This window comes from Gordonia sp. VNK21, from assembly GCF_046098115.1.
GTDB lineage: Bacteria > Actinomycetota > Actinomycetes > Mycobacteriales > Mycobacteriaceae > Gordonia.
In genome coordinates, this window is the sequence record NZ_JBJURU010000007.1 from 24,458 (window position 1) to 45,454 (window position 20,997).

Here is a 20,997-nt window from a genome sequence, read left to right on the forward strand (position 1 = left end):
GGCTGACAGGGATGTCGCGCCAACGTCGTCGCGACATCGACTCCCCGGCACCGTCGCCCGGGAGTGCCACGCCGCTTCATCGTCGCAGGGGCGTAATTCCCCACCCCGCCGATGAAGAGGAGTCGTATGTCCGTCGACCCCTGCAACCGAGACGTCCGCCCCCGGGACGCCCGAGAGTCCGCACCGCGTCCCGCTCTGTACGATCCGGAGTCCGAGAAGAGCAGTTGCGGTGTCGGATTCATCACCCGCAAGGACGGCGTCGCCCACCACGAGGTGATCACCCTGGCCGCTCAGGCCCTGTGTTCGGTGCCCCATCGCGGGGGTATCTCGGCCACCGGCGTCGGTGACGGCGGCGGGGTCAGCATGGACCTCTCGCAGAGCTTCTTCCGCAAGGTCACCGGCATCGACGACCTGCGGCTGGGCCGGTTCTGCGTGGGCAACTTCTTCCTCCCGGAGAGTCCCGCCGGGGCCGCCGCGGCCACCGCCCTGATCGAGTCGACGATGGCCGGACTGGGCATGGCCGTGCTCACCGTGCGCGACGTCCCGGTGGACGAGTCGGTGCTGCGGCCCGCCTCGGCCGCCGCCCAGCTGCCCATCCGGCAGTGGATCTTCGCCGCTCCCGATCCCTGCCCGCCGCCGGCCGAACTGGATCTGCTGGTGCAGCAGGCGCTGCTGCACATCGAAGCGGTCGGCTACCCCGATCCGGAGCTGGCCGGCCTGTACCCGCTCTCGCTGTCGGCACGCACCCAGGTGCTCAAGGGCCGGCTCTCCTCGCCCGAGGTGATCGGCTACTTCGCCGATCTGGCCGATCCCGACCATGCGGTGCACACCATCTACTTCCACACCCGGTTCTCCACCAACACCGAACCGCACCCGACCATGGCCCAGCCGTTCCGCTACCTGGCGCACAACGGCGAGCTGAACACCGACAAGAAGAACCGCATCGCCCAGGTGACCGCCGCCGCGGCCGCCGGCCGCACCATCGTCCGACCGCCCGGCCAGTCCGACAGCTCCCGGCTCGACCAGACCGTCGCCACCCGGGTCACCGACGACGGCCTCGACCTGGTCACCGCCATCGTCTCGATGATGCCGCCGGCCTGGGAGAACGACCGGACCCTGCCCGCCGACGTGCGCGCCATGTTCGAGTACTTCTCGCTCTACGAGGAGAAGAACGACGGACCGGCCGCCGTGGTCTTCGGCGACGGCACCGTGGTCGGCGCCCGCCTGGACCGGCTGGGTCTGCGGCCGCTGCGCACCGTGGAGACCGGCGACTACCTGTGCGCCTTCTCCGAGGCCGGACAAATCGACTTCGAACCGTCCACCGTGATCGCGCGCGGGCGCGTCTCGGCCGGCGGGATGATCTACTACGACCACCGCGAACACCGGGTGTACACCACCGACGACGCCTACCGGAAGCTGGCCGCGGCCGCCGACTACCCGGCCCTGCTGGCCGCGGCCAAAATCGACCTGGAGCAGCTCGGCGCAGCCCAGACCGCGCCTGCGAGCGCGGCGGAAGCGGCCGCGGACTCGACGGAACCGGCCGGACTCACCGAGGCGCAGCGCTATCGGGCGTACTACCTCGACCAGGAGAGCTTCCGCTACTTCATGGACCCGATGCTCGCCACCGGCGGCGAGCTGATCTCGGCGATGGGCTTCGGCAATGCCGTCAACGCGCTCAGCGATCGCGAGCCGAGCGTGGCCCGGTTCTTCTCGCAGCGCTTCGCGCAGGTGACCAATCCCCCGCTCGACAGCATCCGCGAGGCGGACGGGATGACCCTGCGGGTGGCGCTCGGCGCCCGCCCGCAGGTCGTCTCCTCGCCCGGCCGGACGGCCGCCACCGGCGCATCCCGGCAGATCGTGCTCCCCGGACCGGTGCTCAGCGCACCCGCCCTGCAGATCCTGACCGGTCAGGACCAGGTGCCGGTGGCCCGGTTCAGCGCGCTCTACCGGCCGGAGGGTCCGTCGGCAGATCCGGCGGAGCACGCCCGCACGCTGGCCGCCGCGGTCGACGCCCTCGGCGAACAGGTGGCCGCCTTCGCCGCCGCCACCGGCGGGATCGCGGTCCTCTCGGATCGGGATCCGGGCGCCGGCGCCGCCGCACTGCCGATGGCCTTCGCGGTCTCGGCCATCAACCAGCGGCTGATCTCCTCGGGTCTGCGGCTGCGCGTCTCGCTCATCGCCGACACCGGCCAGGTCGAGTCCGCGCACCATCTGGCGGTGCTCCTCGGCTTCGGCACCGCCGCCGTGCACCCGCACTCGGTGGCTCGCCGGGCCGCCGAACTGTACGGCGAGCACGCCGGCGAGGCCTTCGCCCGGTGGACCGCCGCCGCGCAGAAGTCGCTGATGAAGACTATGGGCCGGGTGGGGCTGTGCACTGTGGAGAGCTACATCGGCGGCGAGTTCTTCGAGCCGAACTTCCTCGACACCGCCGACCCGGACCTGGCGCACTGGTTCCCCGCGCTCACCTCGCCGGCCGGCGGGGCGGGCCTGCCGCAGATCGCCCGGAGCCTGGCGCTGGCGCATCATCGCGCCGTCGACCCCGAGCAGCCGCTGCGCAGCGACAAGGACCTGCCGTTGCTCGGGCTGTTCAAGGAACGCTCGGACGGTGCCGGGCACTCCTTCGGCACCACCGCCGTGCGCGGTTACGCGGCGCTGACCACCGAACCGGTGGCCTTCGACGGCGGCGACCGTCCCTCGGCGCCGGCCGAGCGTGCGGGCGCCGCCGACGAGCTCGGCGGCCTGACCCTCAGCGAGCTCGGCGACGCCTTCGGCCTGGACGCACGGGCCTACACCGGCTCCGGCTACGACCGGCTCACCGATGAGGCCGTCGACTCCTTCCAGGTCACCGAGGCCTATCGCGCCTTCGTCGCCGACCTCACCGACGAACGGGCCGAGCGGCCCAGCGCGCTGCGCGACGTCCTGCGCGCGAGCCCGGCCGGCGAGCCGGTGCCGCTGGCCGAGGTGGAGCCGGCGCACCGGATCACCGCGGTCTTCGCCTCCGGCGCCATGAGTCACGGCGCGCTGGTGGCCCCGGCACACGAGGCGGTCGCCCACGGCACCAACATGGTCGGCGGGCTGTCCAACTCCGGTGAGGGCGGCGAGCACCACTCCCGCTACGGCACCATCCGGGCCTCCAAGATCAAGCAGTTCGCCTCCGGACGGTTCGGGATCTGGGCGGGCTATCTGGCCGACCCGATGCTCGAAGAACTGGAGATCAAGATCGGGCAGGGCGCGAAACCCGGTGAGGGCGGGCAGCTTCCGGCCGCGAAGGTGACCGTCGAGATCGCCGCCGCCCGCGGCGGGACCCCCGGCGTGGAGCTGGTCTCCCCGCCGCCGCACCACGACACCTACTCGATCGAGGACCTCGCTCAGCTGATCCACGACTGCAAGGCCGCCCGCGTCCGGGTGATCGTGAAACTGGTGTCCTCGGAGGGCATCGGCACCATCGCGGTGGGCGTGGCCAAGGCCGGCGCCGACGTGATCAACGTGGCCGGCAACACCGGTGGCACCGGCGCCGCCGCCGTGACCAGCCTGCGCTACGCGGGCCGGGCCGCCGAACTCGGTCTCGCCGAAGTGCATCAGGCGCTGTGCGCCAACGGATTGCGCTCCAAGGTGACGCTGCGCACCTCCGGTGCCCACCAGACCGGACGGGACGTGGTCACCTCGGCGCTGCTCGGCGCCGACAGCTTCGAGTTCGGCACCGCGGCCCTGATGACCATCGGCTGCGTGATCGCCAAGAACTGCAATGTGAAGTGCCCGGCGGGCCTGACCACCAACCCGGAGGTCTTCGAGGGCGACCCGCGGGCGATGGCGCAGTACCTGCTCAATGTGGCGCACGACGTCCGCGAGGTGCTCGCGAGCCTGGGCCTGCGCAGTCTCCGCGAAGCCCGCGGCCGCGCCGATCTGCTCTCGCTGGTCGAGCACCACGCCATCGTCGGGCGGCTCCGCACCGAGGCGCTGCTCGCCACGGTGCCGCAGACCCGTATCGCCGAGCCGGTCTACATCGACGGCGAGTTCGAGGTCGACGATGCCCTGCTGGACCAGGTCACGGCCGCGCTGATCGACGGCGACGCCGAACAGGTCGTCACCGAGCCGGTCCACCTGACCAACCGGGACAAGAGCGTCGGCGCGCAGCTGGCCGTCGACCTCGAACGGCTGCTGAACTACCGGCTCACCCCGGAGGAGGCCGCGGCCGCGCCGTGGCTGCTGACCGACGACCGGGGCCGGCGCTATGCCGACGCCGGCACCGTCACGGTTTCCACCACCGGCTCGGCCGGACTCTCCTACGCCGCATTCTGCAACGACGGTATGACCCTGGTGCACACCGGCACCTGCAACGACGGCGTCGGCAAGTCGATGTGCGGCGGGCAGGTGGTGGTCCGCTCCCCCGGCGGCGGCTCGGCCGCGGCCGGAGGCAACGTGCTGATCGGCAACTTCGCACTCTTCGGTGCCACCGGCGGACGTCTGTTCGTCGACGGCGAGGCCGGTGACCGGTTCGCCGTCCGCAACTCCGGGGCCACCGCCGTGGTCGAAGGTCTCGGCGAGTTCGGCTGCGAGTACATGACCGGCGGCGCCGTGCTCAACCTCGGCGGCTTCGGACGCGGCCTGGCCAACGGCATGAGCGGCGGCTTTCTGTACCAGTACGACCCCACCTGCACCTTCGCCGCGCAGGTCAGTGCCGACTCGGTGATCGTCGGCTCGATCACCGGCGACGGCGACCCGTTCGCCGCCCTGCACCACGAGGCGGCCCGCCTGCTGCTGACCTGGCACGCCGAGGCCACCGAGTCGGCGATGGCCTCCTGGCTGCTGCAGAACTGGGAGACCGAACGGCACTACTTCTGCTATGCCATGCCCAGAGCCCTGGTGGCACACCAGGATTCGGCCACGATCATGGCCGGCACCAACCGGCGCGAGCTGCTCGACGAGCTGGCCCGTTCGCTGGCCGTGCATCAGGTGCGTGCGCTCAAGGCCGATATGCGCGCGGCCACCCCGGTCCAGGGCGGGCAGGTGCCCGAGCTCGGGCACACCGACGACCAGGTCACCTACCGGCTGCTGGGCGCGTTCACCGTCTTCGAACTCGCGCGGGACACCGCCGACGCCCGGCTGCGGCGCTCACGCACCCGGCCGGCCCGCGCCCGCACCGAGCAGTCGGTGGCCGAGGCCGCCCGCAATCTGGTGCTCACCGAGGACTTCGAACTGGTCGGGCGGGTGAGCCGGTACGCCCGGGACATCCTCGGCGGGTACACCGACGACCAGCTCGCCGCACTGATCGGCGCCAAACGCGTCGACGACTACAAGCAGTCCCTGGCCCGCCGCAACGTCCGCTCGATGGATGCGCCGGCCACCTACGGCTGGCTGCTGCTCCAGGACGCCCGCAACCGCGAGCTGCTCGGACATCTGCCCAGCTTCGACGAACTCTTCGCCGTCCGTGCCGTCCCGGACGTCGCCGACCAGCTGCGCATGCTGGTCTCGGCGCCGGCCGACGGTCCCGCCACCTCGACCACGGGGGTCTGACATGCAACTTCCCTACATTCCCGCCGACGTCCCGTTCACCGGTGAGCAGAAGGCCTGGTTCGCCGGCTTCCTCGCCGGGCTCAACACCCGGGTGGCCATGCCCAGCGCCGCGCCGGCCACGGCGGCCGGCAGCGCCGCGACCGTCGCCGAGGGACCGGCCGCACCGCTGCTGCAGATCGCCTACGGCACCCAGACCGGCAACGCCGAATGGATCGCCGAGCAGGCGGCCACCCTGGCCGCCGAGCGCGGACTGCAGGCGGTCTGCACCGACCTGGAGGACCTCTCGCCGGCCCGGCTGGCCGGCATGAGCCGCCTGCTGGTGGTGTGCTCGACCTACGGTGAGGGCGAGATGCCCGATGCCGCCGAGGACTTCTGGCTGGCGCTGGCCGGTCCGGACGCACCCCGGCTCGAGGGGCTGCACTTCGCGGTGCTCGCCCTGGGCGACTCGGTGTACGACGGCTTCTGTCAGGCCGGCAAGAACCTCGACGGCCGGCTCGCCGAACTCGGCGCCGCCCGGGTCGTCGACCGCGGCGACTGCGATCTGGACTTCCAGTCGACCGCCGACGAATGGCTGCCGCGGGCCCTCGACGCACTCAGCGCCGTCGACGCCGGCCCGGCCGCTGCCTCCCCGGCCGCGTCCGCGGCGGCGCCGGCGGTCGAGGCGCCGAAGGGCTGGGGCCGGAAGAACCCGTATCCGGCCACGGTGACCGTCAACCGGCTGCTGTCGGCGCCGGGCTCGGCCAAAGAGGTGCGCCACCTCGAGATCGCGCTGGGCGATTCGGGCATCGACTATCAGCCCGGCGACGGGCTGTCGGTGGTCGCCGCCAACGATCCGGCGCTGGTCGACCGGATCCTGGCGCGGCTCGGTGCCACCGGCGAGGAGCCGATCGCCGACCGCAGCGGGGTGTGCTCGCTGCGCGATGCCCTCACCGACCGATTCGAGATCGCGACCGCGTCCAAGTATCTGGTCGATTACATCGCCGCCCGCACCGCCGATCCCGAGCTCGAGCACCTGTCCACGGCCGGCGACCACGAGGCACTCGACGCCTGGCTGTGGGGCAAGGACGTGCTCGATCTGCTGAACGTCGATCCGTCGCTGACCATCACCCCCGACGAGCTGATCGCCGAACTGCGTCCGCTCTCGCACCGGGTGTACTCGATCTCGTCGAGCCGGCGGGCGGATCCGTGGAGCGTCTCGCTGACGGTGGCCACCGTCCGCTACCGATCCGGCGACCGGGACCGCGGCGGGGTCTGCTCGACCATGCTGGCCGACCGCTGCCCCGACGGCGCGGTGCAGGTGTACGTCACGCCCAACAAGAGCTTCCGGCTGCCGGCCGAGGACGTCCCGGTCATCATGATCGGACCCGGCACCGGCATCGCCCCCTTCCGCAGCTTCCTGCAGGAGCGCGCCGCGGCCGGCGCCACCGGCGAGAACTGGCTGTTCTTCGGCGACCAGCACCGCGAGACCGATTTCCTCTACGCCGACGAGCTGGCGGCCTGGCAGGACTCCGGGGTGCTCACCCGGCTGGATCTGGCGTTCTCCCGCGATCAGGCGCACAAGGTCTACGTGCAGGACGCCATGACCGCCGCCGGGGCGGAGCTCTTCGCCTGGCTGCAGCGCGGCGCACACCTCTACGTGTGCGGTGATGCGACCCGGATGGCGCACGACGTCGACGAGGCACTGGCCGGCATCGTCGCCGCACACGGCGGGTTCGACGCGGACGGGGCGCGCGCCTACCTCGACGAGCTCAAGACGGCCAAACGCTATCTGCGGGACGTCTACTGACCGGCCCCCGCAGCACACGCACCGACAGCGCGGCGACAACGGCGTCCCCGCGGAGAGGATCAGCATGACCGAGTTCCACGACGATGAGGTCTCCACGGGCCGCGGCGACGAGGCCGCCGTCCCGGCCCGGAGCGGCTGCGGCGACCACTGCTGCCGGCGCGGAAGCCGGGACGGCCGCAGCGATCTGGCCGCCCTGGTCGAGGCGCCCGGGTTCTCCGGCTCGGTGCTCGGCGGCCATCCGCTGACGGTCGGCGCGGCGATGCCGCTGCTCGACGAGGTGGTGGCGGTGACCGCGGCCGGACCGGTCATCCTCAACGACATCGGCGTGCACCACAGTCCCAGCACCCTCGGCGGTCTGCTGCCGGCCGGGCAGGAGAAGGTGGGGCTGCGCCTGCACCCGGACCTGATCGGGGCCGCCGTCGCCTGTGACCCGGCCGGCGGCACCCCGCCGAGTCTGCGGCTGTTCGACGACGCCGACGCCGCGGTGCACACCAGCTATCTCACCCATACCTCGGACCGGCTGGCCTTCGAGGCCCTCGGCATGCTCGGCGCCGCCCCGGACGGCGCGAGCGGACCCGACTTTCCGCCGTTCCGCCCGGCATCGGAGGTGCAGCCGCCGGAGGATCAGATCGATCTGTTCGACACCGTCCTCGACGACGGCGGCCTGTCCCGGGTGAGCTCGCTCTTCGCCGGACGATGCGCCGACGCCACCGAGGTGCCGGCACCGGCCCTGCCGGAGGTGCTCGAGAAGGCCGCGCAGCGGGCGCTGCCGCTGAGCCTGTGCGCCACCGGATCCGGCTGCCAGCAGTTGCACACCGGTCGCATCGACGCCGCCCGGGAGAACTGCGGGAACCTGCTCGTGGTCTCCGGCCGGGCCCGGATGATGGTCACCCTGCCGCTGCTCGGCGCCTGCTGGATCACCTGGACCCAGGGCATCTGGGGTCCCACCGGGGCCGTCGAGCTCTACGACCGGCACGGCTACTGCTGCGCGGTGCTCACCCAGACCGGTCCGGTCTCCGCCGCCGATCACGCCCAGTGGGACGCCCTGCTGCACGAGGTGGCCGGCTGGCACCAGGCCGCCTGAACGGGGCTGCGCCTCCTCAGTCGCGGCGGACGGCGGTCACGAACCGGGGCCTGCCCGCCAGATCCGCGTGTGCGGTGACCCGCGTGAAACGCCCGTCGCCGGTGAACGCCGCCACGGTGGCCGGACCGGTGGTGTCGTCGTGCTCCACGGCCACCGCGCCACCCGGCGCCAGCACCTCGGCGAGCACCGGGATCAGCCTCTCGATCAGGTCCATCCCGGTCTGACCGGAGAACACCGCCTCGTACGGATCGGCCGCGACCTCGGGCGAGACCGGCGACCCGGACGGCACATACGGCGGATTGACGACGATCAGCTCACGCGCGCCCAGTGCGGCGACCATCCGGTCGCGGTCGAGGACATCGGCCCGGAGCACCTGCACCCGGCCGGCCACCGCCGGCCCCTGCGCGTCGATATTGCGGCGCAGATAGTCTGCGGCATCGGCGGACCGCTCCACGGCGATCACCTGCGCCGCCGGCGATCCGGCGGCGACCGCCAGGGCCAGCGCGCCACTGCCCGAGCACAGGTCGGCCACCGGAACCGGTCCCGGACGGCCCGCCAGTTCTTCGAGGGCCCAGGAGGCCAGCAGTTCGGTCTCCGGGCGCGGGATGAACACACCCGGCCCCACCTGCAGCTCCAGGCCCGCGAAGTACGCGCGGCCGGTCAGATACTGCAGCGGAACACGTTGTGCGCGTTGAGCTATCAGCCCGCGAAAGGTCTCCGCGTCATCGTCGGAGACCTCGTCGACCAGGATCAGGCGTCCGGGCTCCACCCCGAGCACGTGCGCCAGCAGGTCGATGGATTCGGCTGCGGCCGAGTCGATTCCGGCCGCTGAGAGAATATCGGTGGACCATCGGCGCAGCGCGGCGGGCGACTGACTCACTGCTCGAGGCGAGCCTGTCGATCGGCCGCGACCAGCGCGTCGAGCAGCGCCTCCATGTCGCCGGCCAGCACCGAGTCCAGATTGTTGGCCTTGTAGCCGATCCGGTGATCGGTGATCCGGTTCTCCGGGAAGTTGTAGGTCCGGATCCGCTCGGAGCGGTCCACGGTGCGGATCTGCGCCGCACGGCCGGCCGCGGCCTCGGCGGCGGCCTCCTCTTCGGCGGCGGCCTGCAGCCGGGCGGCGAGCACCTGCATGGCACGCGCCTTGTTCTGCAGCTGCGAGCGCTCGTTCTGGCAGGTCACCACGATGCCGGTGGGCAGGTGCGTCAGGCGCACCGCCGAGTCGGTGGTGTTGACGCCCTGACCGCCTTTGCCGGAGCTGCGGTAGACGTCCACCCGCAGGTCGTTGTCGTCGATCGCGACCTGCTCGACCTCGTCGGGTTCGGGGAAGATCAGCACACCGGCGGCGGAGGTGTGGATACGGCCCTGCGATTCGGTGACCGGCACCCGCTGCACGCGGTGCACGCCGCCCTCGAACTTCAGGCGCGACCAGACACCGTCGCGCCCGGCCTCGCGGGCCTTGATCGAGACGGTGGCGTCCTTGTATCCGCCCAGATCGGATTCGGTGACTCCGAGGACGGTGGCCTTCCAGCCGCGCCGTTCGCAGTATTTGACGTACATGCGCACCAGGTCGGCGGCGAAGAGCGCAGACTCCTCGCCGCCGGCCCCGGACTTGACCTCCAGCACCACGTCGTCCCCGTCGTGCGGGTCGCGCGGTGCGAGCAGATCGGTGAGCGCGGCATCGAGCTCGGCGACGGTGGCCTCGAGGGCAGGGATCTCCTGGGCGAAGCCGGGATCGGCCTCGGCGAGTTCCCGGGCCGCCGCCAGATCGTCGCGCGCGGCGACGAGCTTGGCGTGCGTGGCCATCACCGGAGCGAGTTCGGCGAAGCGCTTGCCGACCCGGCGGGCGTTCGCCGGGTCGTCGTGCAGCGCCGGATCAGCGAGCTGCTGTTCCAGTCCCGCGTGTTCGGCGATGACGTCGTCGATCGCGGACGGTGCCTGGCTGCTCACTGTGCTCGATGTACCGCTGTCTGTCGGAATGGACTACTTCTGGCGCTTGCCGTAGCGCTTCTCGAAGCGGGCGACGCGGCCGCCGGTGTCGAGGATCTTCTGCTTGCCGGTGTAGAACGGGTGGCACTGCGAGCAGACTTCCACGTTGATGCGGCCGTCCTTCTTGGTGCTGTGCGTCTCGAAGGTGTTCCCGCAACCGCAGACGACGGTGGTCGCCACGTACTCGGGATGGATTCCCTGCTTCATGAATGTCCTCATCTCTTGTGGTCGCCGGGTCACCGCGGCCGGGTGCGCACGGTGTGAACCGGTACCGGACTGTCCGAACAACCGGACTGACCGATCGATTATTCCACAGGGACCGCGACTCCCCGAAATCGCGGTCCGGCCCCGGCCCGGCCGTGTCCCGGCGGCGGCGCGGAGCACCGGGAGAGCGCCGACTAAAATCGCGGTATGAGCGCTGCCGAGAAGAGTCGTGAGCCGAGAAAGCCCCGCTGGTCGCGGCGCAATCCGTACCCCGCCCGCGTCGTGGAGAATCAGCTGCTGACCTCGCCTGACACCGACAAGCAGGTCCGGCATCTGGTGCTCGACATCGCCGATTCGGGCCTCGAGTACCAGCCCGGCGACGGGGTGTCGGTGCTGCCGGTGAACGACCCCGGGCTGGTGGCGCGGATCATCGGGCGACTGGGGGTGCCGGCCGACACCGAGATCGTCGACCGCAAGGGCCGCCGCCGGTTCGACCAGGTGCTCTCGACCGGGGTGGAGATCACCTCGGTGTCGGCCTATCTGCTCAATCATCTGGCGACGGCACTGGAGAACCCCACCGCACAACGGCTGCTGGCCGGTGAACGCGCGGAGCTCGAGGCCTGGTCCCGGGGCCGGGACGTGCTCGATCTGCTGAACCTGGAACCGGACTGGACCCCCACCCCGGAGGCGCTGATCGCCGAGCTGCGGCCGCTGGTCGCACGCACCTACTCGATCTCCTCGTCGCCGAGCGCGCACCCGGGAACCCTGCACCTGACGCCGGCCACCGTCCGGCATCCGGCCACCGACGAGTGGGGCGACGGCCGCGATCGCGGCGGCGCCGCGTCGACCTATCTGGCCGATCGGGTGAGCGCCGGCGACACGGTGGGGATCTATCTGAGCCCGAACAAGTCGTTCCGGCTGCCCGAGCCGGACACCGACATCATCATGATCGGGCCGGGAACCGGGATCGCACCGTTCCGCGGCTTCCTGCATCAGCGGGCGCAGGAGCCGGGGGCGGGCCGCAACTGGCTCTTTCACGGCGCCCGGCACCGCGATCACGACTTCCTCTACCGGGAGGAGATGCGGCGCTTCGACGCCGAGGGCACCCTGGACCGGCTCGACGTGGCGTTCTCACGGGAGCAGGATCAGAAGGTGTACGTCCAGCACCTGATGGACGGCCACGGCGAGGAGCTGTACCACTGGCTGCGCGACGGCGCGGTCCTGTACGTGTGCGGTGACGCCGATTCGATGGCCGGCGAAGTCGATGCCGCCCTGGCCCGGATCGTCGCCAAGTACGGCGACATGGATGTGGCGGCCGCCGCCGAACGGCTGGCCGAGCTTCGCGAGCAGGGCCGCTACCTGCGCGACGTCTACTGATGGCCGACGGCGGGGCCGGCACCACTGTGCGGGCGGCGGCGGTGCAGCTGCAGGGTGTGGTCGGCGACGTCCCGGAGAACCTGCGGCGGCTGGAGGTCCTGATCACCGAGGCGGTGGGGCGCGGCGCCGAGTTGATCGCCGTCCCCGAGTTCGCCACGTCTCCCCTGCCCCTCACGGCGCGGACGTATGAGGCGGTGCTGCCGCCGGACAATGCGGCGGTGGCCATGCTGCGCCGGATCGCCACCGGGCACCGGGTGCGGATCGGCGGCTCGATGCTCATCGCCGACGGCGGCGAGATCTACAACCGCTACCACTTCGTCGAGGCCGACGGCACTGTGCACGTCCACGACAAGGACCTGCCCACCATGTGGGAGAACGCCTTTTACGCGCCCGGCCACGACGACGGACGCTTCGTCACGTCCGACGGCGAGGTGGGCGCCGGGGTGTGCTGGGAACTGATCCGCGGTCAGACTGTGCGACGGCTGCGTGGAGTGGATGTGATGATGTCCGGCACCCACTGGTGGACGGTGCCGGAGAACTGGGGCCGGGCGGTGTCGGCGGCCACCGGCGCTCTGGCTCAGTACAACCGGTACCTGTCGGAGAACGCGCCGGTCGAGTTCGCCAGGCTGCTGGGCGCACCGGTGCTGCAGGCCTCACACTGCGGCCGGTTCCGGACGGATTTCCTGCTGTCGCCGGGCTGCCCGGCTTCCGTGCCGTACGAGACCCGCTTCGTCGGCGCCACCCAGATCGTGGCCTCGGACGGCACGGTGCTGGCCGCCCGCAGCACCGAGGACGGCCCCGGCGTGGTGGTGGCCGACGTGGTGACGGGTGCGCGTGAACCGGTCCGCGCGCCGGCGGACGATTTCTGGATCCCTCACCTGCCGGTGCTGCTGCGTGCCTACTGGCATCAGCAGAATCTGGCGGCCAAGTGGTACTACCGCGCCCGCGGCCGTGCCCTGGGGCTGGCCGCCGCGGAGCGGAGCGTTCCGATCCGGTAGCGGAAGTCGGCCTCAGGCCCCTCTGCGCTACCCGATCGGTGCGCCGTCCGCTCAGCTCGGCGCCACCCGGGCCGCCCACTGCAGGATCGCCGAATCGGCCAGGCTGTCGGCGAGATGGTCGCCGTCGAGGGCTTCGCCCGGTTGCGAGGGCACGGTGATCAGATAGCTGCGGGCGGCCGCGACCCCGGTGGCCGAGTCCTCCAGGGCGATGCACTGCTGCGGCGCCGCCCCGAAATGGGCGTACGACCGCAGGTACAGTTCGGGATCCGGCTTGGGTGCACTCACCTCGTCGCCGGCGAACGAGACGTCGAAACAGTCCCCGATCCCGGAGGCGCCGAGAGCCGCATCGAGCAGTCCTCGCGGGCTGTTCGAGGCGATCCCGAGCGGAATCCGTCCGTGCAGCCGGCCGAGCAGCTCCACGGCACCGGGCATGGGTTCCACGCCGGCGGCCAGTTCGGCCTCGACCCGTGCGAAGAGCTCCTCCTCGAGGTCAGGTCCTGCGCCGGGACGCCCCAGGAGCCTCGCCATCGCGGCGCAGCCGTCGGCGAGGCTCCGGCCGATGAGCAGATCCTTCTCCGCCGGTCCGAAATCGAGGCCGTGGTCGGCGAACAGCGACTCCTCCACCAGCGTCCAGCGCGACTCCGTCTCCAGCAGCAGACCGTCGCAGTCGAACACCACCGCCGCCACCCGGCCGGGAATCTCACTCATCCCGGCCACGCTACCGCCGCCCGGGCTCAGTCCTGGTCGAGTCCACCCGGCGCGGTCTTCTGCACCTGCATGAGGAATTCGACGTTGGACCGCGACTTCTTCAGCTGGTTGATCAGCAGATCGATGGCCTGCTGCGAGTCCAGCCCGGAGAGCAGCCGGCGCAGCTTGTGCACGATGGCGAACTCGTCAGGGCTGAGCAACAGCTCGTCCTTGCGGGTGCCGGACGGGTTGACGTCGACGGCCGGGAACACGCGGCGTTCGGCGATCTTGCGGTCGAGCTTGAGCTCAGCGTTGCCGGTGCCCTTGAACTCTTCGAAGATCACGGTGTCACCGGTGGAGCCGGTCTCGACCATGGCGGTGGCAACGATGGTCAGCGAGCCGCCGTTCTCGATGTTGCGGGCGGCACCGAGGAAACGCTTCGGCGGGTACAGCGCCGTCGAGTCGACACCACCGGAGAGGATCCGTCCGGACGCCGGTGAGGCGTTGTTGTAGGCGCGGCCGAGGCGGGTGATCGAGTCGAGCAGCACCACCACGTCCTGGCCCTGTTCCACCAGTCGCTTGGCCCGCTCGATGGCCAGTTCGGCCACCGAGGTGTGGTCTGACGGCGGGCGGTCGAAGGTCGAGGCGATCACCTCGCCCTTGACGCTGCGCTGCATGTCGGTGACTTCTTCGGGACGCTCATCCACCAGCACCACCATCAGGTGGCATTCGGGATTGTTGGTGGTGATGGCGTTGGCGATGTCCTGCAGAATGGTCGTCTTACCGGCCTTCGGCGGGGACACGATCAGGGCGCGCTGGCCCTTGCCGATCGGCATGATCAGGTCGATGACCCGGGTGGAGAGCCGTTCGGGGGTGGTCTCGAGCCGCAGCCGCTGGTTGGGGTAGAGCGGGGTGAGCTTGTTGAAGTCGGGCCGCTTGCGCGAGGCATCGGGTTCACCGCCGTTGACGGTGTCCAGCCGCACCAGCGGGTTGAACTTCTGCCGCTGGTTGCTCTGCTGCTCCCCCTCGCGCGGCACCTTGACCGCGCCGGTGATCGCGTCGCCACGGCGCAGGCCGTACCGGCGCACCATGTTCATCGAGACGTAGACGTCGTTCGGGCCGGCCAGGTAGCCGGAGGTCCGGACGAAGGCGTAGTTGTCGAGGACGTCGAGGATGCCGGCCACGGGTGCGACGACGTCGCCCTCATTGAGCTGCGGCTCGCCTCCGCCGCCGCCCTGTCCGCCTTCGCGGCGGCGACGCTCGCGGAATCGGCGTCCGCGCCGGCGACCGCCGCCTTCGCCGTCCTCGTCGTCGTGCTGATTGTTGTTCTGGCCGCCGCGCTGGTTCTGGCCGCCCTGATTCTGGCCGCCCTGATTGCGCTTGTCGCCCTGCCGGTTCTGGTTGTCCCGGTTCTGGCCGTCGCGATTGCGGTTCTGGTTGCGCTCGCCGGACTTGCCCTCCGACGACTTACCCTCTGCGGCTTTACCCTCTGCGGCTTTACCCTCAGCGGCTTTACCCTCGCCGGACTTGCCCTCAGAGGACTTACCCTCTGCCGACTTACCCTCTGCGGGCTGCTTGTCGCCCTGCCGGAGGTCGGCCTTGCCGGCGTCGTTCTTGCCGGCCTCGGTCTTAGCCGTGTCGGTCTTGGCCGTGTCGTTCTTGGCGTCCCGGCGGGGCCGGTCCTGCTTGTCCGAGCGCTCCTGCTTGGGCTCGTCGCGCTGCTCCCGGTCCGGCGCGGCCGCACGCTCGGCGCGAGCCTGCGCCGCCGGGGCCTTCGCCTGGTCGGCGGCTTTCTCCGGGGCCGGCGCGCTCGCGGCCGCCGGACGGCCACCGGCCTGATGGGCCCGGATCGCTTCGATCAGGTCGCCTTTACGCATGCCCGAGGTGCCCTTGATACCCAGCTCACCGGCCAGGCCGCGGAGTTCGGGAAGCAGCATGGACGTCAGTCCCCGTCGCGCAGGAGTGGCTGTGCTCAGGTCCGTATCGGTCACGGATGTCCTTTCGTTGCCCGCGGCAGAGGCCGTCGGGCCCATTCGATGACGAATGGTGTGGAGATTCTTTATGCTCTGCCGCGGTGAGAACGCGACCGATCCGGACGGCGCTGCCAGGCGTCGATGTCGGCGGTGCCGGGGAAATCCGAAGGCGCGGGACGTACGGTCCACGCGGCGGAACGCCTACAGTGTAGCACCGGCCACAGCCGGCGCCACGAATCACCCGCCGAACGACACGCCGTCGGCGATCGGGATCTCGCGCATCTCGAAACCGTGCACCGCGGCGAGCTCGGCTTCGGCGGCGGTCAGCGGGGCGGTCCCGAGCACCACCACCGACGGTCCGGCACCGGAGACGGTGGCCGCATGACCGTGCCGGCGCAGCTGCTCGACCAGATCCGCGGTCGGCGCCATCGCCTCGGCGCGGTAGGGCTGGTGCAGACGATCCTCGGTGGCCGCCATCAGACAGCCCGGGTCGACGGTCAGGGCCACCACGCCCAGGGCGGCACGGCTGAGATTGAAGACGGCGTCGGCGCGCGGCACCACGTCGGGCAGCAGCCCCCGCGTCACCGAGGTGGACGATTCGACCTGCGGGACGAAGGCGGTGGCCACCAGATCCGGGTGCAGCGGCAGCCGCCTCCCGAAGTAGCACCCGTCGGTGTCGGTCCAGGTGACCACTCCGCCGCCGAGCACACTGGCGGCGGCATTGTCCGGGTGCCCCTCGAATTCACCGGCGAGCTGGACCAGCTCCGCATCGGTGAGCGCCTCGCGTCCGGCGGCCAGCAGCAGCGCCGAGGCGGCGGCCAGACCACCGACCACGGCGGCCGCCGAGGACCCCAGACCGCGCGAGTGCGGAATGGCGTTGACGCAGTCCAGGTGCAGTCCGGGCGCACTCACCCCGGCGAAGTCGAGCCCGCGGGCCACCGCGCGGGCCACCAGGTGACGCTCGTCGCGCGGCACATCGGCAGCGGCCTCACCGCGCACGTCCACGCTCACACCGGTGCCGCGCACGGTCACCGCGACCTCGTCGTAGATGCCCAGGGCCAGGCCCAGGCAGTCGAAGCCCGGACCCAGGTTGGCCGTCGACGCCGGCACCCGCACACTCACCCGGAGTCCGTCGGTGAGCATCGCTGTGGCCGGTGAGGCGCCGGTCATCCCACGCCCAGCGCGCCGGCCACGGCCACCGGGTCGACGGCGATGGCCTCGACCTGCGGCATGTCGCGCAGCGCGGTGTCGGGATCCTTGAGTCCGTTGCCGGTCACGGTGCACACGACGGTCGAGCCGGGTTCGATCCAGCCGTCGGCGTGCGCGGCCAGCAGTCCGGCGACGCTCGCCGCGGACGCCGGCTCGACGAAGACGCCCTCCCGGCCGGCGACCAGCCGGTACGCCTCGAGCAGCTTCTCGTCGGTGGCGGCGCGGAACTGTCCGCGAGACTCGTCCTTGGCGGCGACGGCCTGATTCCAGCTGGCCGGCGAGCCGATCCGGATGGCCGTGGCGATGGTCTCCGGGTCCTTGACGGGGGCGCCGTGCACCAGCGGGGCGGCACCGGCGGCCTGCACGCCGAGCATTCGCGGCAGGGTGTCGATGATGCCGTCGGCGTGGTACTCGCGGTAGCCCTTCCAGTACGCGGTGATGTTGCCCGCGTTGCCCACCGGCAGCGCATGCACATCGGGTGCCCGGCCCAGCACGTCGACGATCTCGAACGAGGCCGTCTTCTGCCCCTCGATACGGGCCGGGTTCACCGAGTTGACCAGTTCGATCTCCGGGTAGTCCGCGGTGACCTTGCGGGCCAGTTCGAGACAGTCGTCGAAGTTGCCCTGCACCTGGATCACCTTGGCGCCGTGCATCACCGCCTGGGCGAGCTTGCCCATGGCGATCTTGCCCTCGGGGATGAGTACCGCGCAGGTGATGCCGGCCCGGGTGGCGTAGGCCGCCGCCGACGCGGAGGTGTTGCCGGTCGAGGCGCAGAGCACCGCCTTCTTGCCGTTGTTGACGGCGGTGGTCACGGCCATGGTCATGCCGCGATCCTTGAACGAGCCGGTCGGGTTGAGGCCTTCGACCTTCAGGTACACCTCGCAGCCGGTCAGCTCCGACAGATGGGGCGCCGGGATCAGCGGGGTCCCGCCCTCGAGGAGGGTGACGATCTGCCAGTCGTCCCGGACCGGCATCCGGTCCCGGTAGGCCTCGATCAGCCCGGGCCAGGCGCGGTGCACCGGGGTGTGGTCGTTGTTACTCATCTGTTCCCTCCAGGCGGAGCACACTGGACACCTTGATGACGGAGTCCATCTTCTCAAGTGCGGCAACGGTTTCCGACTGTGCGCGGTCGGAGGCGCGATGGGTCACTACGATCAGCCGGGCGTTCTCGCCGGAGCCGTCCTGGCGGACCGCGGAGATGCTCACCGAGCGTTTGGCGAACTCGCCGGCCACCTGAGCGAGCACGCCGGAACGGTCGGCCACCTTCATGGACACGTAGTAGCGGGTCTGCACCCGGTCGATCGGCGCCGCCGGCAGCGAGGCGTACGTCGACTCGAGCGGACCGCGGCCGCCGACCACCCGGTTGCGGGCGGCCATCACCAGATCGCCCATCACCGCGGCGGCGGTGGGTGCGCCGCCGGCGCCCTGACCGTAGAACATCAGCCGGCCGGCGTTCTCCGATTCGACGGTCACCGCGTTGAAGGCGCCGTTGACGGTGGCCAGCGGGTGGTCGAGCGGGATCAGCGCCGGGTAGACGCGGGCTGAGATCTTCTCCACGCCGTCGTCGTCGAAGCGCTCGCAGATCGAGAGCAGCTTGATGGTGCAGTCGAACTTCTTCGCCGCGTCGAGGTCAGCGGCGGTGATCGCGGTGATGCCCTCGCGGTAGACGTCCTCGGCGGTGACCCGCGAGTGGAAGGCGATGGACGCGAGGATGGCCGCCTTGGCGGCCGCGTCGTAGCCCTCGACGTCGGCGGTGGGGTCGGCTTCGGCGTAGCCGAGCCGGCCGGCCTCGGCGAGGACGTCGGCGTAGTCGGCGCCGGTCGCGTCCATCTCCGAGAGGATGTAGTTGGTGGTGCCGTTGACGATGCCGGTCACCCGGGTCACCCGGTCGCCGGAGAGCGACTGGGTGAGCGGCCGGATCACCGGAATGGCGCCGGCCACCGCGGCCTCGAAGTACAGGTCCACCCGGTTGCGTTCGGCGGCCTCGGAGAGTTCGCCGGCGTGGGCGGCCATCAGCGCCTTGTTGGCGGTGACCACGGACTTGCCGGATTCGAGGGCCTGCAGGATCAGGGTGCGCGGCGGCTCGATGCCGCCGATCAGCTCCACCACCAGATCGACGTCGTCGTGGGCGACGAGCGCCGCCGGGTCGTCGGTGAGCAGTTCCGGGTCCACGCCGCGGGCGCGCTTGGCGTCGCGCACCGCCACCCCGCGCAGTTCCAGCGGGGCACCGATCCGCTGCCGCAGATCGTCGGCCCCCTCGGTGAGGATGCGCACCACCTCGGCACCCACATTTCCCATGCCCAGTACGGCGACGCCGATGGGGCGCGAGTTCGTGGCGGTCATTGCTCGCTCACCTCCAGGTTCAGGATGTCTGCGACGGTCTCCCGGCGCAGCAGGAGCCGGGCGGCTCCCTCGTCGACGGCGACGACGGCCGGCCGGGCCACCATGTTGTACCGGCTCGACATGACATAGCAGTAGGCGCCGGTGGCGCCGATCACGAGCAGATCACCGGGCGCCAGATCCTCGGGGAGCCAGCAGTCCCGCACCACGATGTCGCCGCTCTCGCAGTGCTTGCCCACTACGCGGCAGACGGTGGCCCGCGCGCCGGAGGCGCGATCGGCCAGGCGCACATCGTATTCGGCGTCGTAGAGCACCGTCCGGATGTTGTCGCTCATACCGCCGTCGACGGAGACGTAGCGGCGCACCGCTCCCCCGTCGAGCGAGACGTCCTTGATGGTGCCGACCGTGTAGACGGTGATGCCGGCCGGCCCGGCGATGGCCCGGCCCGGTTCGACGGCGATCAGCGGCATCGGCAGGCCGAGCTGTGCCGATTCGCGGCGGACGATGTCGGCCAGCGAGTCGGCCAGCTGCTGCACCGGCAGCGGATCGTCGGTGGGCAGATAGGAGATGCCCAGGCCGCCGCCGAGGTCGAGCACCTCGATCTGCGCGGTCTTGTCGACGCCGAACTCGGCGACCACCTCGGCGAGCAGTCCCAGGACGCGCTGCGCGGCCAGCTGGAAGCCGTCGATCTCGAAGATCTGGGAGCCGATGTGACTGTGCAGGCCCACCAGCCGCAGGTTGCCGGTGGCGAAGACCGCCCGGACGGCGTCCATCGCCGCCCCGCCGGTCAGCGCGAAGCCGAACTTCTGATCCTCGTGCGCGGTGGCGATGAACTCGTGAGTGTGCGCCTCCACGCCGGCGGTGACCCTGATGAGCACGTCGGCGACCACATTGCGCTCGCCGGCAAGCCGGTCGAGGCGTTCGATCTCCATGAGCGAGTCGAGCACGATGTGACCCACCCCGGCGTCCAGGGCGGCCGCCAGCTCGGCCTCGCTCTTGTTGTTGCCGTGCATGGCGATCCGCTCGGCGGGGAAGCCGGCGTGCAGCGCCACGGCCAGTTCACCGCCGCTGCAGACGTCCAGCGACAGCCCCTCCTCCTCGATCCAGGTGGCCACCTGGACGGAGAGGAAGGCCTTGGAGGCGTAGTGCACGCGGCCGTACGGCCCGAAGGCGCGCTGCATGTCGGCGCAGCGGGAGCGGAAGTCGTCCTCGTCGTAGACGAAGAGCGGGGTGCCGTAGGTCTGCGCCAGCTCGCGCACCCCCACGCCGGCTACGGTCAGCTCACCGTCGGCGTTCCGGGAGGCGTTGCGCGGGTACACGTTCGGCGGGATGGCCGCGAGCGCCTCGGGCGAACTCGGCCGTTCCGCGAGGTGCGGGGCGGCGAGGATCTCGGCGTGCCGGGGTCCTGCGGGGTGGGCCATGATCGCCTCACATCCTCTCGGGGGCGCTCACGCCCACCAGTTCCAGTCCGTTGGCCAGCACCTGCCGGGTGGCCGAGCACAGGCTCAGCCGCGCGGCGTGCACGTCGCCGGCCGGTTCGTCGCCCTGCGGGAGCACCCGGCAGCGCGCGTAGAAGCGGTGGTACGACCCGGCGAGATTCTCCAGGTACCGCGGGATCCGGTGCGGCTCGCGCAGTTCCGCGGCGGTGGCCACCACCTCCGGGAAGTCGCCCAGGGTGCGGATCAGTTCGCCCTCGGCCGGATCGTCGAGCAGGTCGAGGTGTTCGGTGGAGGCCGTGACACCCAGTTCGGCGGCGTTGCGGGCCAGAGCGCAGAGGCGGGCGTGCGCGTACTGCACGTAGTACACCGGGTTGTCGGACGACTGCTTGCGCAGCAG

Annotated in this window: 15 protein-coding genes; 5 read left to right on the forward strand and 10 right to left on the reverse strand. The window is 71.1% G+C overall.

Annotation, left to right across the window (positions count from 1 at the left end; all coding sequences use genetic code 11):
* Positions 1-126: 126 nt before the first annotated feature.
* The 3 genes from ACJMNC_RS09065 to ACJMNC_RS09075 all read left to right on the forward strand — a co-directional run bounded on the left by ACJMNC_RS09065 (position 127) and on the right by ACJMNC_RS09075 (position 8,384).
* On the forward strand, positions 127-5,514 hold the full coding sequence (locus tag ACJMNC_RS09065; RefSeq protein WP_408947621.1) for a glutamate synthase-related protein: 5,388 nt from the start codon (positions 127-129) through the stop codon (positions 5,512-5,514).
* A 1-nt stretch (position 5,515) separates the two neighbouring features.
* Complete coding sequence (locus tag ACJMNC_RS09070; protein ID WP_408947622.1) at positions 5,516-7,300, forward strand: sulfite reductase subunit alpha; 1,785 nt, start codon at positions 5,516-5,518, stop codon at positions 7,298-7,300.
* 64 nt (positions 7,301-7,364) lie between these two features.
* Complete coding sequence (locus tag ACJMNC_RS09075) at positions 7,365-8,384, forward strand: heme transporter (protein WP_408947623.1); 1,020 nt, start codon at positions 7,365-7,367, stop codon at positions 8,382-8,384.
* Positions 8,385-8,400: 16 nt separating this feature from the next.
* Here the strand turns inward: ACJMNC_RS09075 and prmC are convergent, their stop codons facing one another.
* The 3 genes from prmC to rpmE are packed head-to-tail and all read right to left on the reverse strand — an operon-like array spanning position 8,401 to position 10,580.
* Positions 8,401-9,264 carry a peptide chain release factor N(5)-glutamine methyltransferase gene (gene prmC / locus ACJMNC_RS09080; protein ID WP_408947624.1) on the reverse strand — a complete coding sequence of 288 codons (864 nt, stop codon included), beginning with the start codon at positions 9,262-9,264 and terminating at the stop codon, positions 8,401-8,403.
* Positions 9,261-10,334, reverse strand: coding sequence for a peptide chain release factor 1 (gene prfA, locus ACJMNC_RS09085; RefSeq protein WP_408947625.1), 1,074 nt, complete (start codon positions 10,332-10,334; stop codon positions 9,261-9,263). The genes prmC and prfA overlap by 4 nt, the downstream gene beginning before the upstream one ends.
* A 33-nt stretch (positions 10,335-10,367) precedes the next feature.
* Positions 10,368-10,580 (reverse strand): 50S ribosomal protein L31, encoded by a 213-nt coding sequence (gene rpmE, locus ACJMNC_RS09090; RefSeq protein WP_408947626.1) that lies wholly within the window; start codon positions 10,578-10,580, stop codon positions 10,368-10,370.
* 204 nt (positions 10,581-10,784) lie between these two features.
* On the opposite strand from rpmE, the gene ACJMNC_RS09095 reads away from it, so the two are divergent.
* Both ACJMNC_RS09095 and ACJMNC_RS09100 read left to right on the forward strand, forming a co-directional pair.
* The gene (locus tag ACJMNC_RS09095) at positions 10,785-11,954 is read left to right on the forward strand and encodes a sulfite reductase flavoprotein subunit alpha (protein ID WP_408947627.1); all 1,170 of its coding nucleotides are present in this window, start codon (positions 10,785-10,787) and stop codon (positions 11,952-11,954) included.
* A complete protein-coding gene (locus tag ACJMNC_RS09100; RefSeq protein ID WP_408947628.1) occupies positions 11,954-12,952 on the forward strand; it encodes a carbon-nitrogen hydrolase family protein in 999 nt (332 codons plus the stop codon). The genes ACJMNC_RS09095 and ACJMNC_RS09100 overlap by 1 nt, the downstream gene beginning before the upstream one ends.
* A gap of 51 nt (positions 12,953-13,003) precedes the next feature.
* Here the strand turns inward: ACJMNC_RS09100 and ACJMNC_RS09105 are convergent, their stop codons facing one another.
* The 7 genes from ACJMNC_RS09105 to ACJMNC_RS09135 form a co-directional block, all read right to left on the reverse strand.
* The gene (locus tag ACJMNC_RS09105; protein WP_408947629.1) at positions 13,004-13,660 is read right to left on the reverse strand and encodes an HAD family hydrolase; all 657 of its coding nucleotides are present in this window, start codon (positions 13,658-13,660) and stop codon (positions 13,004-13,006) included.
* 26 nt (positions 13,661-13,686) lie between these two features.
* Positions 13,687-15,630, reverse strand: coding sequence for a transcription termination factor Rho (gene rho, locus ACJMNC_RS09110; protein WP_408947630.1), 1,944 nt, complete (start codon positions 15,628-15,630; stop codon positions 13,687-13,689).
* A gap of 219 nt (positions 15,631-15,849) precedes the next feature.
* A complete protein-coding gene (gene thrB / locus ACJMNC_RS09115) occupies positions 15,850-16,782 on the reverse strand; it encodes a homoserine kinase (RefSeq protein ID WP_408947631.1) in 933 nt (310 codons plus the stop codon).
* Positions 16,779-17,864, reverse strand: coding sequence for a threonine synthase (thrC, locus tag ACJMNC_RS09120; protein ID WP_408947632.1), 1,086 nt, complete (start codon positions 17,862-17,864; stop codon positions 16,779-16,781). Before thrC ends, thrB begins: the two co-directional genes overlap by 4 nt.
* Positions 17,857-19,164, reverse strand: a complete 1,308-nt coding sequence (locus ACJMNC_RS09125) for a homoserine dehydrogenase (RefSeq protein WP_408947633.1) — start codon at positions 19,162-19,164, stop codon at positions 17,857-17,859. Before ACJMNC_RS09125 ends, thrC begins: the two co-directional genes overlap by 8 nt.
* Positions 19,161-20,585, reverse strand: coding sequence for a diaminopimelate decarboxylase (gene lysA, locus ACJMNC_RS09130; protein WP_408947789.1), 1,425 nt, complete (start codon positions 20,583-20,585; stop codon positions 19,161-19,163). Before lysA ends, ACJMNC_RS09125 begins: the two co-directional genes overlap by 4 nt.
* 4 nt (positions 20,586-20,589) lie before the next feature.
* Positions 20,590-20,997, reverse strand: a 408-nt coding sequence (locus ACJMNC_RS09135) for a DALR anticodon-binding domain-containing protein (protein WP_408947634.1), incomplete at its 5' end; no start/stop codon positions are given.

Bases quoted from the DNA above. Each gene is read 5' to 3' on its own strand.
- thrB (WP_408947631.1), bottom strand. From the start codon at position 16,782: ATGACCGGCGCCTCACCGGCCACAGCGATGCTCACCGACGGACTCCGG.
- ACJMNC_RS09105 (WP_408947629.1), bottom strand. From the start codon at position 13,660: ATGAGTGAGATTCCCGGCCGGGTGGCGGCGGTGGTGTTCGACTGCGAC.
- ACJMNC_RS09075 (WP_408947623.1), top strand. From the start codon at position 7,365: ATGACCGAGTTCCACGACGATGAGGTCTCCACGGGCCGCGGCGACGAG.
- ACJMNC_RS09100 (WP_408947628.1), top strand. From the start codon at position 11,954: ATGGCCGACGGCGGGGCCGGCACCACTGTGCGGGCGGCGGCGGTGCAG.
- thrC (WP_408947632.1), bottom strand. From the start codon at position 17,864: ATGAGTAACAACGACCACACCCCGGTGCACCGCGCCTGGCCCGGGCTG.
- ACJMNC_RS09070 (WP_408947622.1), top strand. From the start codon at position 5,516: ATGCAACTTCCCTACATTCCCGCCGACGTCCCGTTCACCGGTGAGCAG.
- ACJMNC_RS09125 (WP_408947633.1), bottom strand. From the start codon at position 19,164: ATGACCGCCACGAACTCGCGCCCCATCGGCGTCGCCGTACTGGGCATG.
- ACJMNC_RS09065 (WP_408947621.1), top strand. From the start codon at position 127: ATGTCCGTCGACCCCTGCAACCGAGACGTCCGCCCCCGGGACGCCCGA.
- rpmE (WP_408947626.1), bottom strand. From the start codon at position 10,580: ATGAAGCAGGGAATCCATCCCGAGTACGTGGCGACCACCGTCGTCTGC.
- ACJMNC_RS09095 (WP_408947627.1), top strand. From the start codon at position 10,785: ATGAGCGCTGCCGAGAAGAGTCGTGAGCCGAGAAAGCCCCGCTGGTCG.